The sequence below is a fragment of the Pedobacter sp. JCM 36344 genome, assembly GCF_046546555.1.
Taxonomy (GTDB): domain Bacteria; phylum Bacteroidota; class Bacteroidia; order Sphingobacteriales; family Sphingobacteriaceae; genus Pedobacter.
The window spans coordinates 18289-33869 of record NZ_JBKHKK010000011.1; the positions used below are offsets into that span (position 1 = coordinate 18289).

Genomic DNA, 15581 nt, shown 5'->3' on the forward strand with positions numbered 1-15581 from the left:
ATTGAGATGGACATAAACAGTTTACAAAGAGAAAATATTAAGAATCTAAAACCGTATTCCACTGCCAGGGATGAATACAAAGGGCAGGCAAGCGTATTTTTAGATGCAAACGAAAATAGCTACGGATCGCCTCTTGAAAAAAATTACAATCGCTATCCTGATCCCCTTCAGATTAATTTAAAAGATGCAATAAGCAAGATCAAGGGCGTTCCAATTGAAAACACATTCCTTGGAAATGGCAGTGATGAGGCTATAGACTTACTTTACCGTGCATTTTGTGAGCCTGGAAAAGACAACGTAATCATTCTGCCCCCTACTTATGGCATGTATGAAGTATCTGCGAATATCAACAATATAGAAATTAGAAAGGTGAACTTACTACCTAACTTTCAATTGGATCTTGATGGCATCGCCGAAGCAATGGACGAAAACACTAAGTTAATATTCATTTGCTCGCCCAACAACCCGACGGGGAATTCGATTAATCGGACCGATATAGAAACCGTTCTAGCCAACTTTAATGGCCTTATAGTTATAGATGAAGCATATATAAACTATGCAAAACAACGCACTTTCATCCAAGAGCTTACGGAATATCCGAATTTGGTAGTGATGCAAACGTTTTCGAAAGCATGGGGACTGGCGGCGTTAAGACTGGGAATGGCTTTCGCGGCGAGACCGGTAATTGACATTTTGAATAAGGTAAAGCCACCTTACAACATTAATCAGGCTACGCAGGATATTGCTTTGCAGGCACTTGAAAACATTGATCAGGTGAACGACTGGATAAAAATCACTGTCGAAGAAAGAAATAAACTTAGTACAGATTTGATTCAGCTGTCAATCGTTAAAAAGGTTTATCCCTCTGACGCCAACTTCATTCTAGTAGAGGTTGCCCACGCTTTGAATACCTACAACGCTTTAGTTGAAAAAGGGATCATCATCCGCGACCGATCAAAAGTAACCCTTTGCGAAGGCTGCCTAAGAATTACGATAGGTACAGCTCGAGAAAACGAGATACTATTGAATGCATTAAAAAATATTTAAACAATGAAAAAAGTATTATTTATCGACAGAGACGGAACCATCATCAAAGAAACTGAAGATGAGCAGATTGACGCTATAGAAAAACTAGTATTTTATCCAAGGGCGCTTTATTACCTGTCTAAGATTGCCGCTGAACTTGACTATGAACTAATTATGGTGACTAATCAAGACGGATTAGGTACTTCCTCACACCCGGAAGAGAACTTCTGGCCTATCCACAATTTGATTATGAGAACGTTGGAAGGTGAAGGTGTAGTGTTTAAAGAAGTGATCATTGACAAGACTTTCCCCCATGAAAATGCCATTACACGAAAACCCAATACCGGATTGCTTCTACATTTCCTCCAAGAAGGTTACGACATGCAGAACTCTTACGTGATTGGCGACAGACTGAATGATGTTATTTTAGCAAAAAACCTTGGCGCTAAGGCAATCTGGCTTCGCAACAACGACTTGTTGGGTGTGAATGAGATGATGGAAAAAGCAGAGACGCTAAGCGAACAGGTCGCTTTACAAACGCAAAACTGGGTGGATATCTACACCATGTTAAAGGCAGGTTCAAGGACTGTTGTTCAGGAACGAAATACAAATGAAACTAAAATCCGCATTGAATTAAATCTTGACGGAACAGGAAAAGCGGAGATATCCACAGGCCTGAACTTCTTCGACCACATGCTTGAACAGATAGCGAGACATGGCAGTATGGATCTAAAGATAAAAACAGACGGAGACCTTCAGATTGATGAACACCATACCATTGAGGATACTGGCATTGCCTTAGGTGAGGCCTTTGCTAAGGCAATTGGTAATAAACTAGGTCTTGAGCGGTACGGATTTTGCTTACCAATGGACGATTGTTTGGCACAGGTCGCGATTGATTTCGGTGGTCGGCCCTGGATAGTTTGGGATGCGGACTTTAAGCGTGAAAAGGTTGGAGATATGCCCACCGAGATGTTTTACCATTTCTTTAAGTCATTTACCGACGCTGCAAAATGCAACTTAAATATCAAAGCAGAGGGAGAGAATGAACACCATAAGATTGAGTCCATTTTTAAGGCTTTCGCTAAAGCAATCAAGATGGCGATCAAACGGGATGCGGAGAAATTGGTACTGCCGAGTACTAAAGGAGTCCTATAAATAGAAATTAAGACATGATTGGAATTATAAACTACGGTGCAGGCAATATATTTTCGCTTACCTCTGCTCTGGAAAGGTTGAAATTACCTTATGGGATGGTTAATAACCAAGCTGATCTTGAAAAATACACACACATCATTATCCCTGGAGTTGGACATGCAGGCACCGCCATGCGCAAGTTGAAGCAGACAGGTTTGGTTGGGCCACTCAAGGCCCTGAAAAAACCAGTTTTAGGAATTTGTGTTGGAATGCAGCTGATCACTGCACATTCGGAAGAAGGAAACGCTGACATGATGAACATTGTTCCAGTGAATACAAGGCTATTCGATAAGGATCAAGGCATTAAGATTCCGCATATGGGATGGAATAACATTGAGCATAAAAACAACCCATTGTTTGAAGGTGTGGAAAATGGTGCACAATTTTACTTTGTTCATTCGTACTTTATTGAATATAACCCTATTTTTGACATCGCAGCTGCAAATTATGGAATGCCATTCTCAGCGGCCGTTCAGAAAGGCAATTTCTATGGTGTCCAATTTCATCCGGAGAAGTCTGGTATTGCCGGAGAACGCCTATTAAAGAATTTTTCAAACTTAAAACAGTAAAATGTATATAATTCCTGCAATTGATATTTTAGATGGAAAAGTGGTTCGCCTAAGAGAAGGCGATTATAACCAGAAGACGGTATACGATGTGTCCATTGCGGAAATGATTGAGACCTATCGTTCAAATGGCACTGAATTTATTCATATTATCGATTTAAACGGAGCCAAAGGTGATTTTAGTAATCAGGCTAAGCTATTTGAAATTATCAGAAATACTGACATGAAAGTGCAATACGGTGGCGGTATCCGAACCATTAAGCAAGTAACGGATTTACTAGACGCCGGTATTCAACGAGTAATTGTAGGTACACAGGCAATCACCAACCCAGATTTTCTAAAGGAATTGAGTACTGAAGTGGGCAAAAAATATGACTATGCCAACAGGATCGTAATTGCGATTGATGTTCTTGATGAAGTGATCAAGTATTCTGGCTGGATGGAAAGCTCGCCGATAAAGCTGATGGATTATGTTGACAAATGCCTGCAACTTGGATTTTTTAGGTTTCTGTGTACAGACATCAATAAGGACGGAAAATTAGGTGGGGCTGCAATTGATCTTTATAAAAAGCTACTAGAGCACTCTCCTTTTATTAAGTTAATCGCGTCTGGTGGTATCAGTTCGATGAAAGATATCGAGGACCTTGCCGAGCTGGATATCCGTTCGGTGGTAGTCGGAAAAGCTATTTATGAAAATAGGGTAAGCATCGATGAGATTAAAGAATGGAATTTAAAGCAAATGACTTCCTTATAATTAGATGCTAAGCAAACGAATTATTCCTTGTTTGGACGTCAAAGATGGGAGGACAGTTAAAGGCGTTAACTTTGTTGACTTACGGGATGCGGGTGATCCAGTGGAACTGGCTTGGCAATATGCAGAACAGGGTGCCGATGAACTCGTGTTTTTGGACATCACTGCTACACATGAACGAAGAGGTACTACCATTGAAATGGTTAAATCTGTTGCGCGTCAGCTAAATATTCCTTTTACAATCGGTGGTGGAATAACATCCGTTGGCGATGCTGAGGCACTTTTAAATTCAGGAGCCGACAAAATAAGTATTAATTCTGCAGCTGTAAGGAATCCTGCATTAATTGAAGAATTGGCGAAAGCCTTCGGAGTGCAATTCGTGGTATTGGCTGTTGATACAAAATTAGTCGACGGTAGGAATATGGTACATCTGAACGGTGGTAGGCTGATTACAGAATTGGAAACAGAAGATTGGATTAGGAGAGCAGAAGGTCTCGGGGCGGGTGAGATATTACTTACTTCCATGGATCATGATGGCACCAAGAATGGCTTTGATTGCTCCTTGTTAGAAAAAGTTGCCAGATCAATCAATATTCCGGTGATCGCCTCTGGGGGTGCGGGTAAAATAGAACATTTTACAGAAGTCTTTTTGAAGACTGGGGTTGATGCCGCGTTAGCAGCATCAGTATTTCACTATGGTGAGATCCCTATTCCCTATTTGAAACAAGAATTAAAAAAACACAACATACCAGTTAGGTTATAACTACAACGCATAATGAAGATAAATTTCGACAAAACTGAGGGCCTTGTTCCCGTAATTATACAGGATTCAAAGACTCTCGAGGTTTTAATGCTTGGGTATATGAACCAAGAAGCCTGGGATAAAACTCAAGCTGAAGGAAAAGTAACCTTTTTCTCGCGTTCTAAGAACAGACTTTGGACTAAAGGTGAAGAAAGTGGCAACTTCCTTTATGTAGAGGACACGCACATTGATTGCGACAACGATACGATACTAATTAAGGGAACTCCCGTTGGACCGACTTGCCATACTGGTTCCCGCAGTTGTTTTAAGACAAACTACAATCAAAATTTCATCTTCGAGCTCGAGAAGATCATAACTGATCGGTATGATAATCCTGCAGAGGAATCATACGTTAACAAATTACGTAAGAAAGGCCTAAATAAAATAGCTCAAAAGGTTGGTGAAGAAGGTGTAGAAACTGTAATTGCCGCATTGGCAGAAACTGATGAAGACTTTGTGAACGAAAGTTCCGATCTTATGTTCCATCTGCTAGTTTTACTTAAGGAAAAGGGAAAGTCCTTAGCTGATATAGGAATTAACCTGGAAGGTAGGCACATTAAAAAATTATAGCAAAAAATGCTAACGCATTTACATACATTATCGGGGCATCAAAACCCAATTTACGCTTTAAGTGATGGTTTAGACCCCAATACATTTTATAGTGCTGGTAACGATAAAGGCGTTGTAGAATGGTCTTTAGAGCGTATGGCTTTTGTTAAAGTATTGGTACCTGTTCAAAGTTCTGTTTACGCGCTTCATCGATTCGAAAATCTTTTATTCATAGCTCAGAGAAGTGGAGTGATAACGGTGTTCGACACTGTAGAAAACGTAATCAGAGCAACTCTGTCATTCCATAAAAGAGCAGTTTTCGATTTGAAAACAATTGCGCATAAGCAAGAGTTGATCAGCACGGGAGAAGATGGAAATGTAGCGGTTTGGTCTCTCAAGGACTATTCCCTCTTGTATAATTTTAATGTGATAAACGATACCCTACGCGTAATCGCTGTAAGCAATGATGAAACGGAGGTTGCTTTAGGCTGCAAAGATGGGGTCATACGAATTTACAATTCATCAGATTTCGCATTTCAACGACAATTCACTGGGCACAAAATGCCGGTCACATCTTTACAGTATGCTCCCATGGGGACTTTCCTGGTATCAGGAGGCAGGGATGCACAATTAAAGTTCTGGAATTTACCTGGATACGAACTGCAAAATCAGGTTGGCGCGCATATGTTTAGCATTTACGGAATAGCTTTCCACCCATCTGCACCTTATTTTGCAACTTGTAGCCAGGATAAAAGCATCAAACTTTGGAGCTCTGAAGACTTGAAACTATACAAGATCTTAAGCCTGGAGAAACGAACAGAAGGGCACTTTCATTCTATCAATAAATTGATGTGGAGCAAGGATGGTCGTTATTTAATCTCTACGGGGGACGACCGACAAGTTATGATCTGGCGTTTCCAATCCTAACCTATCTTCCGGGCCATCTCACTTTATTATAATTCCCCGTTTGCCAAAAGATTTTCTTAATTTGGGAATAATCAAATGTAAAATTATGTCTAAAGAACATCAGTATACTACTAATTTAGTATGGACAGGTAATAAAGGATCAGGCACAATGGATTACAGATCCTATGAAAGAAGCTACGTGATTTCAGTTGCCCAAAAGGCCGATATTTTAGGCTCTTCGGATTCTGCATTCATGGGCGATAAGACAAGGCATAATCCGGAAGATCTGTTAGTTTCTTCTATTTCCTCCTGCCACATGTTGTGGTACTTACATCTTTGTTCGCAAAACGGAATTGTAGTATTGGATTACAAGGATGAAGCAGTCGGCAAAATGACTGAAGTTGAAAGTGGCAGCGGACACTTTACCGAAGTGAAATTGTTTCCAATAGTTACCATTACCGATGAATCTCAAATCCAGCTAGCAAAATCATTACATGAAAATGCGAATAAAATGTGTTTCATTGCCAACTCCTGCAACTTCCCTGTCCTTCATGAAGCACAATACATTGTTGAGCGGTCTTAAATAAATCGCTTTATTATTCTAAGTTTATGGCTGTACTTTCCAAGTTCGACATTGAATATTCCCTGGTTGTCCATAGGATCTATCTTTACTTTTGCGGAGGCATGAATGATCTCTGAATTGTTCAGCATAATGCCCACGTGTGTAATTTTACCTTCATCATTATCGAAAAAAGCAACATCACCAGGCACAACCTCTTGCAGAAAGTCTACAGTCTTTCCCTGCTCAGCTTGCTGCCAGGCATCTCTCCTAAGTCCGATTCCATTGAGCTTAAATACGTTTTGAACAAAGCCTGAGCAATCAATTCCGAAGAATGTTCTGCCACCCCATAGATATGGGGCATTTAAAAAAAATGAAGCTGTAGAAATAAGCCTATCAATGTCTGTCCACTCCGGATTTTGAGGGGTAAATAATACATCATATTTCTGATTGTTTAAAAAACATTCACTAGCTTTAAAATTAGGCAGGTTACTACCTGGACTAAGATAAAGTTTGTTTCCCTGCGGATCAACTAAAGCATTAAGGGCTTGGGCTGGCGACAGATATCTTGTAACTTTTGCCATCAGGTACTCTTCCAGGGATATCAGTGTCAGTTGCCTGAAGTCTATCCAGCCTTTATAACCGTCAAATTCAGCGCTTATGTACCACCACTTTTCCAGCTGCTCTAATACTTCAACAAATTCGCCAAATAATAACTGAGAAGCATTTTCTGACCTATCTGATGGCTCAGACCTCATTGGGGCAACAGATACCCGACATATTCCAAATATTTGCTCCATAATTTTATCAGTAGCATAAAAGTAAACTTTTGGACAGTTAATTTGTTATATAATTTGTATTAAAACTTAATTAAAAAGAATATGAATCCCAGAAAAATCCTCATCGCTGTTGACAATAGCACATGCTCAGAAAAAGCTGCAAAGGCGGGATACGACCTCGCCAAGACATTTGGGGCAGAGGTGGCACTCGTAAACATAATTGAACCTGTTCCGGCAAATGTAAACCCTGACTTATCTCTTGCACCAGTATTTCTGGACACCTATGACAATAGCGAAGAAAACAGTCATGTTTTGTTGAAAGAAATTGAAAATAAATTTAGTAATGGAGTTCCAACTATTTATTTGAGCGTTATTGACAGCGCAGCACACGGGATCATCCAACAGTCTGATGAGTATGGATCGGATTTAATTGTTATAGGAACCTACGGTAGAACGGGACTTTATCACTTTTTAATGGGGAGTGTTGCTGAACACGTTGCCAGAAAGGCTGCTTGCCCTGTACTGATCATCCCAAATAAATACGAAGAGGTTATATAAAAAAAGGGCGTTCTCTCGTACGCCCTTTTCAAAAATTATAATTCTGCTTATCCTTCCTGATGTAACCAGTTTTTTTTCGCTAAAAGCTCATCTTCTGTCTCGCGGACATCTTCGTCATCGATGCAACAATCTACAGGACATACTGCAGCACATTGAGGTTCATCATGAAAGCCTTTACACTCGGTACATTTATCTGAAACAATATAATAAACCTCATCGGAAACTGCTTCCTGAGCAAATCCCGCATCTATCTGCTGATCACCAAAGTCAATAATACCACTTAGATTGGTACCATCAGAAAATCTCCAGGCTGTGCCTGCGTCGTAGATTGCATTATTGGGGCATTCAGGCTCACATGCTCCGCAGTTAATACATTCGTCTGTTATTATAATAGCCATGTTTCGTTAAATTCTATTTGCTAAGTTTACCTTTGCAGGGCAAATATAACACTTAAACTTTAAAATTGTTGGAATATGCCAATCCTTACAGTCGAAAGACTAATTATTGCATTTAAAAAACTAAGTCAATTTCTCGCTGAACCTGATCAGGATTTCAAGGATCTCATCGCGTCTGCAAGAAATAGCAATGCCTGGTTTACAGAGCAAGAAGTTGATAGATCGTTGAATGCATTGAATCAGATGCTAAATGAAGAGGATTTGAAAAAGTGGTTTGAAGGGATCCATGTTACAGCATTTCCGAAAAGAGTAGGGTTAATACTAGCAGGCAACATTCCATTAGTTGGCTTTCATGACGTGTTATCCGTCCTTGCAACCGGCAATATAGCATTGATAAAATTATCCTCATCTGATGATAAATTATTACCTGCAGTTCTAAAGCAACTATGCCTGATTGAACCCGCTTTAGCCGCGCAAATAGTTTATGTAGAAAGACTCAAAGACTTCAATTCGGTTATTGCTACCGGAAGCAATAATACATCCAGGTATTTTGAATACTATTTTGGAAAAGTTCCCAATATCATCAGGAAAAACAGAACAAGTGTCGCTGTATTATCCGGAAATGAAACCAAAGAAGATATTGCAGATTTAGGTCATGATCTGTTTGATTATTTTGGGCTTGGCTGTAGAAATGTTTCAAAAATATATCTGCCTGAAAATTACGACATCAAGGAGTTTTTTGAGCCATTGGAGCAATATAATGACATCATCAATCATTTCAAATACAACAACAACTACGAATACAATAAGTCAATTTACTTGGTGAATAGCGCGAAACACTTCGACAATGGTTTTCTTTTATTAAAAGAAGATAAAGGCTTCTCTTCCCCCTTGGCCGTACTTTACTTTGAACGTTACAGTAAATTGAAGGATTTGGAAAATGCGCTAAAGAACCACGAAGAGAATCTTCAATGTATTGTTTCTAAAGCAGCTCTAGCAATAAATACATGTGTCCTCCATTTTGGAGATAGTCAGCACCCGAAACTTTGGGACTATGCAGATAACGTAAATACCATAGATTTCCTGAATAGCCTCAATGACTAAATAATTTTTTGTAACAATTCATTTTTTAAGATTATATTAAACTCCATCTTTAATTGTGGTTCAGCACGGTCTCCATATCAAAACGCTTGCATTAATAGCCATATTGATGTTAAGTATACTTTATACAGATGCCCAAATATGCGAGGGATCTTTGGGAGATCCTGTTGTTAACATCGATTTTGGCAGAGGAGGTGGCAGAGGTCCGAGGCCAGACATTATTACTTCCTATCGCTACATCCCCTTTGGCAATGTAAATGGTGAAGGTGATTACACCATAGCTCAAAGCACTATAGGTCTAAACAGGGGTTGGTATGAAATTTTCAACCACACGCCAAACGATTTCGATGGCTATATGATGATCGTAAATGCAGCTTTGGATCCTGGTGTTTTTTATGAATCAAGTAATCCAATTGACCTGTGTCCAAATACCACTTATGAATTCGCCGCATGGATAGCCAATCTTTTAATAGGCAATGGTATACGCCCAAACGTCACATTTACTATTCTTGACGTTAACGGAACCAGCTTGGGGACTTTTAGTACTGGCGATATGCCAAATGGAAACCCCAATTGGAAGCAATATGGCTTTCAGTTCAGTACAACAGGAGCAGGTCGTGTAAAAATCCGTATGACAAACAACGCGCCCGGTGGTGGAGGTAATGACCTGGCTCTTGATGACATCACCTTCAGGGCTTGCGGACCTAAAATTACTTCAAGTATAAACAATAAAACATTCACAGAGCAGAATCTTTGCGAGAATAGCACCGCCACTTATAACTTTTCAGCTGGAGTTACGGGTAGCAGTACACTTAAATACCAGTGGCAGATCAATGAAGGAACAGATTGGGTTGATATTGCTGGCGAAACAGGTACTTCAATGAATTATGAATTCCGTAATGCTGTTTCTGGCATATATAAGTTTCGTCTTGCTGTGGCTGAGCCGACGAACTTTAATTCCTCCTTATGCCGTACTGTATCACCAGTGATGACTATCTATGTCAACAAATACCCTATTCCAAAGGCCATTAGCAATCGGCCATGTGTAGGAGATGACCTAATACTTGATGTAGCAGATGCAGCAGGAACCTATCAATGGTTTAACCCTCAGGGAAATCAGATATCCACTCTAAAATCCCCAATCATAAAAAGTCCAACATTTGCAATGATGGGAAAGTATAATGTTACCGTAACAAGCGGAGGCTGTGCCGCGAGTTCAGAAGTGGAGGTAAGTTTATTTGCTCCACCATCACCAAAAGTCGAGAATACAATGCCGTCGGTATGTGAAGGGTCGGCGGTAGAGTTACAAGCCAGCGGTGGTACGGCCTATACCTGGACCCCATCTAACGGACTATCTGCAACGGATATTGCAAATCCAATGGCTTCTCCTTTGCAAACGACTACCTACACTGTACTGGTTTCTAACGGCTCTTGCGACAGATCAGTTCAGGTTACTGTGGTGGTAAACAAAATGCCTGTTGCAAAGGCGGGTGAGGATAAAAAAATCATCCTTGGTGGCAGTACAACGCTAAGTGGTGTCGCAGCCGGAGATCAGGTTAGCTATTTTTGGACTCCCTCTACCCGCCTTGATGATCCCAAAAAACTCAATCCAGTAGCTTCACCCCTTGAAAGTACAACCTATACGCTAAATGTCACATCTGCATTAGGATGTGTTACCGCCGTAGATCAAGCCTTCGTGCTGGTTTATGAAAAACTGGTTATTCCAGCTAGCTTTAGTCCGAATGGTGATGGAACAAACGATGTTTGGAATATTATAGCAATTGACACTTATGCAAAACCTAAAGTATCCATAATGAACAGGTATGGTGAACTCATTTATGAGACGACCGATTATTACCTCAAGCCCTGGAATGGTAAGCGTAAAAATATTGATGTACCAGTTGGCGTTTACTATTACCTGATTAACCTCGGGCCAGATATAAAACCGCTTTCAGGGCCGGTCACCTTAATCAGATAAACTCCGGCTATGCCGCAATTCTCAATTTGAAATACTATTTTTGACCTGATGTATATTATAAAGGTAAAAGGCATTGCCAAAATACCCGATTATGTTCAGCTTAGGGATGATAAATTCACTTTGTTAGCTTATTTCAGGGTAGATAGACCAGATAAATCTTTGGAAAAACTCGGCCTTGCAGATAAACTATCCTTTATTATGGAATTTGTAAATGATTTACCATTTGGTAAAATCGCTAAAATTGATATTTAAAATGGCGGAAAGCACAGTTATAAGTTTAAGAAACGTAGATGTATTTCAACAAAAGCATCTGGTATTATCTAGCGTAAATCTAGATATCTCGAAAGGTGAGTTTGTTTTCCTAATCGGTCAAACAGGGTCTGGGAAAAGTAGTTTACTTAAAATAATCTATGGCGACCTACATATTGGCAATGGAGACGGTTTGGTTGCAGGCTTTGACCTCAAGAATCTTGCTATCAAGGATGTTCCATTCTTAAGAAGAAAACTGGGAATTGTATTTCAAGACTTCCAGCTATTGACAGATAGAACAATAGAGAAAAATCTCGAGTTCGTGTTGAAGGCCACAGGATGGACAGACAACGTGCTTATCGATGAACGTGTTAAAGACGTTTTGGAGAAAGTTGGGCTTCGTTCTAAGATTAGAAAGATGCCTCATGAATTATCAGGTGGTGAGCAACAACGGGTTGTAATCGCAAGAGCATTGTTAAATAATCCGGAAATCATTCTTGCAGATGAGCCTACAGGTAACCTGGATCCCGATACATCAGAAGAGATTGTAATGCTATTGAGGCAAATCAGTTTAGGTGGTACGTCAGTCATAATGGCTACTCATGATTACCATATGATTCGCACCTTCCCTTCTAGAATTATAAAATGCGAAGGAGGTCTGGTTCATGAAGACGCAAAAATTGTATAGATAATACGGCTGACAAAATCTTCTTTTTCCGTCATAATGGTCAGTCTATCCCATAAAAATCTGACAGCATGACGGATATGGGGTATTGGCAAAGCATTTGAGTTTAACTCAAAAATTCTACTATACCATGTTTAGCAAGAAGAAGAAAACCATAAACGAAGATCAATCTGTGGAAGAGAACGCGAACGAACAAGTAAATACGCAAGACGAGCAGCCTGCTGCTGACACTAATGAAAACACAATAAACCCCGAACAAGAAACTGTTCCAGAATTGTCTGTAGAAGAAAAACTGCAACAGGACAACGCTGCTTTGAATGATAAATACCTACGACTATTTGCTGAATTTGATAATTTCAAACGTCGTACACAAAAGGAAAGAGTAGAATTATTGCAAACGGCAGGCAAGGACATTATCGTTTCTTTGCTATCTGTCTTGGATGATTTCGACAGGGCTAATAAAGCGATGGAGGGTGCAACTGACGTCACAGCGGTCCGTGAGGGAATTAATTTGGTACACAGCAAGCTAAAAAACCTTTTGATACAAAAAGGTTTGAAAGAGATGGAAAGCATCAATACTGTTTTCGATACCGACAACCATGAAGCCATTACCAAAATACCTGCTCATACTGAGGATATGAAGGGAAAAGTAATTGATGAGCTTGAAAAAGGTTATACATTAAATGATAAAGTGATCCGCTTCGCTAAAGTGGTAGTAGGAAGTTAATATGAGCAAGAGAGATTTTTATGATGTATTGGGTGTAACCAAAAGTGCATCTGCGGAAGAAATTAAAAAGGCCTACCGTAAAATGGCCATTAAATACCATCCTGACAAGAATCCTGGTGATAAGCAAGCTGAGGATAAATTTAAGGAGGCTGCTGAAGCCTACGAAATACTGAGTAATGGCGAGAAAAAGCAGCGCTATGACCATTATGGTCATGCAGGTGTAGGTGGTGCTTCTCAAGGCGGAGGTGGTGGCTATGGCGGCGGCGGCATGAACATGGAAGATATCTTCAGCCAGTTTGGAGACATTTTCGGCAATGGCGGCGGAGGTGGTGGTGGTAGTCCGTTCGACAGCTTTTTTGGAGGTAGCGGACAACAGTCTCGTGGAGGCAGACGTGTAGCTAAAGGTTCCAATCTCAGAATCAAAGTAAAACTCACACTGGAGGAGATTGCCAACGGAACAGAGAAAAAGATAAAAGTAAATAAACAGGTCAATTGTAAAACATGTGATGGTACAGGCGCAAAAGATAAATCATCTGTAAGCACTTGCAAAACTTGTGGTGGTAGTGGCGCGGTAAGACGGGTAACCAATACCATTCTTGGTCAGATGCAAACGAGTTCAACCTGCCCCACCTGCAATGGTAGCGGTCAACAAATCACTTCTAAATGTACTGTTTGTCATGGTGAAGGGACTACCCGTGGAGAAGAGACCATCTCTATCAACATTCCTGCAGGTGTCAGCGATGGCATGCAATTGAGCATGAGCGGTAAAGGTAATGCTGCCCCTAACGGCGGTATCCCAGGAGATTTGATTATTTTAATTGAAGAGATGCCACATGAATCTTTGAAACGCGAAGGTAACAACGTGGTTTATGATCTGCATGTTTCTATTATAGACGCAGCATTAGGCTACAGCGCAGAGGTACCAACAATTGACGGTAAAGCAAAGATCAAGATTGAGCCCGGAACGCAAAGTGGCAAGCTTCTTCGTTTGAAAGGCAAAGGTATTCCGGAAGTGAATTCTTACCACCGAGGCGACCAGATTATCCACGTTAACATCTGGACTCCAAAAGCATTAAGCTTAGAAGAAAGAACTATGCTGGAAAAACTTAAAGAATCCCCTAACTTCAAGCCTCAACCGGGCAAGAACGATAAGAGTTTTTTCGAAAAAATGAAAGAATACTTCGAGTAATAGTCAAATATAATTTACTAAGCCACCTTCAAGGTGGCTTTTTTGTACATTTGGGTTTTAAAGACCCCCTGTATGACTGCTGCCGTAATAGATCTGGGAACAAATACTTTTCATCTAATCATAGCTGAACTTTCTGCTGGAAATCTTAGGACGCTTTTTAAAACAAACCTGCCAGTTAAGCTCGGGGAAGGGAAGATTAATGAGAACATCATCATTCCGGAGGCATTTGAACGTGGAATTATCGCCTTAAAAGAATTTAAAAAGGAAATCAGCAAGCATAATGTTGACATTGTGAAGGCTATTGCAACATCGGCAATAAGGAGCGCAAAAAACGGACTAGATTTCGTGAATGCGGCCAAAGCACAAGCTGGTATTGAGATCACAGTTATTAATGGGGATCAAGAAGCCGATTACATTTACCAAGGTGTTAATGCTACTGGCTTAATCGACAATACCTCGCTTATCGTAGACATCGGTGGCGGAAGTACTGAATTTATTCTATGTAATCATGGAGGAGTCCTTTGGAAGAAAAGCTATGACATTGGCGCTGCAAGGTTACAACAAGCATATTTTAAATCTGATCCCATAAGCAAAAAGGATCAGGAAGCTATTTGCCTAAAACTTAGAACTGAATTGTCTGATTTGAGAGCGGTTTGTGACCGTCACAAACCTTTACATTTAATTGGTTCAGCCGGAGCGTTCGAAAGCTTTGCCACGATGATTAATGATGACGTCGATATCAAACAACTGAAAGAGAGTACAATTTCTATTAGCAGCTATTTTGAGTTGTCTGAAAAATTAATTATGTCCACACATAGTGAACGAACAAATTTCAAAGGACTAATCAAGCTTCGTGTCGACATGATCGTTATCGCATCATTGCTTACCAATTACACTCTGGAGATGATAAATCCTGAAAAATTTAGCGTATCGACGTACGATCTTAAAATGGGGGTATTGTCTACCCTTAATTAAATACTTAAGAGAGCCTGATAAAGCTTTTCAGTAGGCAGTCCCATAACGTTAGTGTAAGAACCAATAATCTTCTTCACCCCTATCAGTCCTATCCAATCCTGGATACCATAGGCACCCGCTTTATCGAATGGATTATAATTTTTGATGTAATAATTGATCTGTTCTGTTGTAAGTTGATTAAAGAATACTTCTGTAATGTCGAAAAAAGAAACGGTGTGCCCATTATAGGAAATACCAACTCCTGTATAAACCTGATGGTTGGTTCCCGACAGTTTCTCTAGGATTTCCCTCGCATGAGTGACATCTTCCGGCTTTCCAAGGATCTCAGTCTTATATGCAACAATTGTATCTGCAGTGATAACAATGTTATCGATACTTTGATCTAAAAAAGCCGCAGCCTTCTTCTCTGCAATGTGTACAGCAATCTCTGCCGGCAATAAGTTATCTGGGAAACTTTCATCAACGTCTTTTACAAGGACTTTAAAATCGAGGTTCATTGATTTCATTAATTCTTGTCGACGGGGAGATTTCGAAGCAAGAATGATTGGTAAGCTTTGCTGATACATATGACAAAAATAATAAAAGCGAC

General features: G+C 40.1%; 19 protein-coding genes. 16 read left to right on the forward strand and 3 right to left on the reverse strand.

Annotated features, from left to right (window positions below; all coding sequences use genetic code 11):
* Positions 1 to 6 precede the first annotated feature (6 nt).
* From hisC to ACHFIZ_RS11885, 8 genes are all read left to right on the forward strand, one after another.
* On the forward strand, positions 7 to 1047 hold the full coding sequence (gene hisC, locus ACHFIZ_RS11850) for a histidinol-phosphate transaminase (protein WP_410886070.1): 1041 nt from the start codon (positions 7 to 9) through the stop codon (positions 1045 to 1047).
* A gap of 3 nt (positions 1048 to 1050) precedes the next feature.
* The gene (hisB, locus tag ACHFIZ_RS11855; protein ID WP_410886072.1) at positions 1051 to 2184 is read left to right on the forward strand and encodes a bifunctional histidinol-phosphatase/imidazoleglycerol-phosphate dehydratase HisB; all 1134 of its coding nucleotides are present in this window, start codon (positions 1051 to 1053) and stop codon (positions 2182 to 2184) included.
* 14 nt (positions 2185 to 2198) lie between these two features.
* Positions 2199 to 2792, forward strand: coding sequence for an imidazole glycerol phosphate synthase subunit HisH (hisH, locus tag ACHFIZ_RS11860; RefSeq protein ID WP_410886074.1), 594 nt, complete (start codon positions 2199 to 2201; stop codon positions 2790 to 2792).
* 1 nt (position 2793) lies between these two features.
* A complete protein-coding gene (gene hisA, locus ACHFIZ_RS11865) occupies positions 2794 to 3543 on the forward strand; it encodes a 1-(5-phosphoribosyl)-5-[(5-phosphoribosylamino)methylideneamino]imidazole-4-carboxamide isomerase (protein ID WP_410886076.1) in 750 nt (249 codons plus the stop codon).
* Positions 3544 to 3547: 4 nt separating this feature from the next.
* Complete coding sequence (gene hisF / locus ACHFIZ_RS11870) at positions 3548 to 4303, forward strand: imidazole glycerol phosphate synthase subunit HisF (RefSeq protein WP_410886078.1); 756 nt, start codon at positions 3548 to 3550, stop codon at positions 4301 to 4303.
* A gap of 12 nt (positions 4304 to 4315) precedes the next feature.
* Positions 4316 to 4912, forward strand: coding sequence for a bifunctional phosphoribosyl-AMP cyclohydrolase/phosphoribosyl-ATP diphosphatase HisIE (gene hisIE / locus ACHFIZ_RS11875; RefSeq protein WP_410886080.1), 597 nt, complete (start codon positions 4316 to 4318; stop codon positions 4910 to 4912).
* Between the two features lie 6 nt (positions 4913 to 4918).
* A complete protein-coding gene (locus tag ACHFIZ_RS11880; protein WP_410886081.1) occupies positions 4919 to 5818 on the forward strand; it encodes a WD40 repeat domain-containing protein in 900 nt (299 codons plus the stop codon).
* A gap of 85 nt (positions 5819 to 5903) precedes the next feature.
* Positions 5904 to 6380 (forward strand): OsmC family protein, encoded by a 477-nt coding sequence (locus tag ACHFIZ_RS11885; RefSeq protein ID WP_410886083.1) that lies wholly within the window; start codon positions 5904 to 5906, stop codon positions 6378 to 6380.
* Here the strand turns inward: ACHFIZ_RS11885 and ACHFIZ_RS11890 are convergent.
* Complete coding sequence (locus ACHFIZ_RS11890; protein ID WP_410886084.1) at positions 6377 to 7156, reverse strand: C40 family peptidase; 780 nt, start codon at positions 7154 to 7156, stop codon at positions 6377 to 6379. The two genes, ACHFIZ_RS11885 and ACHFIZ_RS11890, sit on opposite strands and share 4 nt — an antisense overlap.
* Before the next feature lie 81 nt (positions 7157 to 7237).
* On the opposite strand from ACHFIZ_RS11890, the gene ACHFIZ_RS11895 reads away from it, so the two are divergent.
* Entirely contained in the window at positions 7238 to 7693 is a 456-nt protein-coding gene (locus ACHFIZ_RS11895) for a universal stress protein (RefSeq protein ID WP_410886085.1), read from the forward strand.
* 47 nt (positions 7694 to 7740) lie between these two features.
* Here ACHFIZ_RS11895 and ACHFIZ_RS11900 read toward each other — a convergent pair whose 3' ends face one another.
* Positions 7741 to 8091, reverse strand: coding sequence for a 4Fe-4S binding protein (locus ACHFIZ_RS11900; protein ID WP_410886087.1), 351 nt, complete (start codon positions 8089 to 8091; stop codon positions 7741 to 7743).
* A 75-nt stretch (positions 8092 to 8166) separates the two neighbouring features.
* On the opposite strand from ACHFIZ_RS11900, the gene ACHFIZ_RS11905 reads away from it, so the two are divergent.
* The 7 genes from ACHFIZ_RS11905 (at position 8167) to ACHFIZ_RS11935 (ending at position 14992) form a co-directional block, all read left to right on the forward strand.
* A complete protein-coding gene (locus tag ACHFIZ_RS11905; protein ID WP_410886089.1) occupies positions 8167 to 9192 on the forward strand; it encodes an acyl-CoA reductase in 1026 nt (341 codons plus the stop codon).
* Between the two features lie 106 nt (positions 9193 to 9298).
* Positions 9299 to 11167 (forward strand): gliding motility-associated C-terminal domain-containing protein, encoded by a 1869-nt coding sequence (locus ACHFIZ_RS11910; protein WP_410886091.1) that lies wholly within the window; start codon positions 9299 to 9301, stop codon positions 11165 to 11167.
* A gap of 48 nt (positions 11168 to 11215) precedes the next feature.
* Positions 11216 to 11419: a fructose-6-phosphate aldolase gene (locus tag ACHFIZ_RS11915; protein ID WP_410886093.1), complete on the forward strand. Its 204-nt coding sequence runs from the start codon at positions 11216 to 11218 to the stop codon at positions 11417 to 11419.
* Between the two features lies 1 nt (position 11420).
* Entirely contained in the window at positions 11421 to 12104 is a 684-nt protein-coding gene (locus tag ACHFIZ_RS11920) for a cell division ATP-binding protein FtsE (RefSeq protein ID WP_410886095.1), read from the forward strand.
* A 127-nt stretch (positions 12105 to 12231) separates the two neighbouring features.
* Positions 12232 to 12828, forward strand: coding sequence for a nucleotide exchange factor GrpE (locus ACHFIZ_RS11925; RefSeq protein ID WP_410886096.1), 597 nt, complete (start codon positions 12232 to 12234; stop codon positions 12826 to 12828).
* A gap of 1 nt (position 12829) precedes the next feature.
* A complete protein-coding gene (dnaJ, locus tag ACHFIZ_RS11930) occupies positions 12830 to 14017 on the forward strand; it encodes a molecular chaperone DnaJ (protein WP_410886098.1) in 1188 nt (395 codons plus the stop codon).
* Positions 14018 to 14089: 72 nt separating this feature from the next.
* Positions 14090 to 14992 carry an exopolyphosphatase gene (locus ACHFIZ_RS11935; RefSeq protein WP_410886100.1) on the forward strand — a complete coding sequence of 301 codons (903 nt, stop codon included), beginning with the start codon at positions 14090 to 14092 and terminating at the stop codon, positions 14990 to 14992.
* On the opposite strand, the gene ACHFIZ_RS11940 is transcribed toward ACHFIZ_RS11935, so the two are convergent.
* Complete coding sequence (locus ACHFIZ_RS11940; protein WP_410886102.1) at positions 14989 to 15558, reverse strand: Maf family nucleotide pyrophosphatase; 570 nt, start codon at positions 15556 to 15558, stop codon at positions 14989 to 14991. The two genes, ACHFIZ_RS11935 and ACHFIZ_RS11940, sit on opposite strands and share 4 nt — an antisense overlap.
* Between the last annotated feature and the right edge of the window lie 23 nt (positions 15559 to 15581).

Bases quoted from the DNA above. Each gene is read 5' to 3' on its own strand.
- ACHFIZ_RS11925 (WP_410886096.1), top strand. From the start codon at position 12,232: ATGTTTAGCAAGAAGAAGAAAACCATAAACGAAGATCAATCTGTGGAA.
- ACHFIZ_RS11935 (WP_410886100.1), top strand. From the start codon at position 14,090: ATGACTGCTGCCGTAATAGATCTGGGAACAAATACTTTTCATCTAATC.
- ACHFIZ_RS11905 (WP_410886089.1), top strand. From the start codon at position 8,167: ATGCCAATCCTTACAGTCGAAAGACTAATTATTGCATTTAAAAAACTA.
- hisF (WP_410886078.1), top strand. From the start codon at position 3,548: ATGCTAAGCAAACGAATTATTCCTTGTTTGGACGTCAAAGATGGGAGG.
- hisC (WP_410886070.1), top strand. From the start codon at position 7: ATGGACATAAACAGTTTACAAAGAGAAAATATTAAGAATCTAAAACCG.
- dnaJ (WP_410886098.1), top strand. From the start codon at position 12,830: ATGAGCAAGAGAGATTTTTATGATGTATTGGGTGTAACCAAAAGTGCA.
- ACHFIZ_RS11890 (WP_410886084.1), bottom strand. From the start codon at position 7,156: ATGGAGCAAATATTTGGAATATGTCGGGTATCTGTTGCCCCAATGAGG.
- hisB (WP_410886072.1), top strand. From the start codon at position 1,051: ATGAAAAAAGTATTATTTATCGACAGAGACGGAACCATCATCAAAGAA.
- ACHFIZ_RS11895 (WP_410886085.1), top strand. From the start codon at position 7,238: ATGAATCCCAGAAAAATCCTCATCGCTGTTGACAATAGCACATGCTCA.
- hisA (WP_410886076.1), top strand. From the start codon at position 2,794: ATGTATATAATTCCTGCAATTGATATTTTAGATGGAAAAGTGGTTCGC.
- ACHFIZ_RS11920 (WP_410886095.1), top strand. From the start codon at position 11,421: ATGGCGGAAAGCACAGTTATAAGTTTAAGAAACGTAGATGTATTTCAA.
- ACHFIZ_RS11900 (WP_410886087.1), bottom strand. From the start codon at position 8,091: ATGGCTATTATAATAACAGACGAATGTATTAACTGCGGAGCATGTGAG.
- ACHFIZ_RS11880 (WP_410886081.1), top strand. From the start codon at position 4,919: ATGCTAACGCATTTACATACATTATCGGGGCATCAAAACCCAATTTAC.
- ACHFIZ_RS11885 (WP_410886083.1), top strand. From the start codon at position 5,904: ATGTCTAAAGAACATCAGTATACTACTAATTTAGTATGGACAGGTAAT.
- ACHFIZ_RS11915 (WP_410886093.1), top strand. From the start codon at position 11,216: ATGTATATTATAAAGGTAAAAGGCATTGCCAAAATACCCGATTATGTT.
- ACHFIZ_RS11910 (WP_410886091.1), top strand. From the start codon at position 9,299: ATGTTAAGTATACTTTATACAGATGCCCAAATATGCGAGGGATCTTTG.
- ACHFIZ_RS11940 (WP_410886102.1), bottom strand. From the start codon at position 15,558: ATGTATCAGCAAAGCTTACCAATCATTCTTGCTTCGAAATCTCCCCGT.
- hisIE (WP_410886080.1), top strand. From the start codon at position 4,316: ATGAAGATAAATTTCGACAAAACTGAGGGCCTTGTTCCCGTAATTATA.
- hisH (WP_410886074.1), top strand. From the start codon at position 2,199: ATGATTGGAATTATAAACTACGGTGCAGGCAATATATTTTCGCTTACC.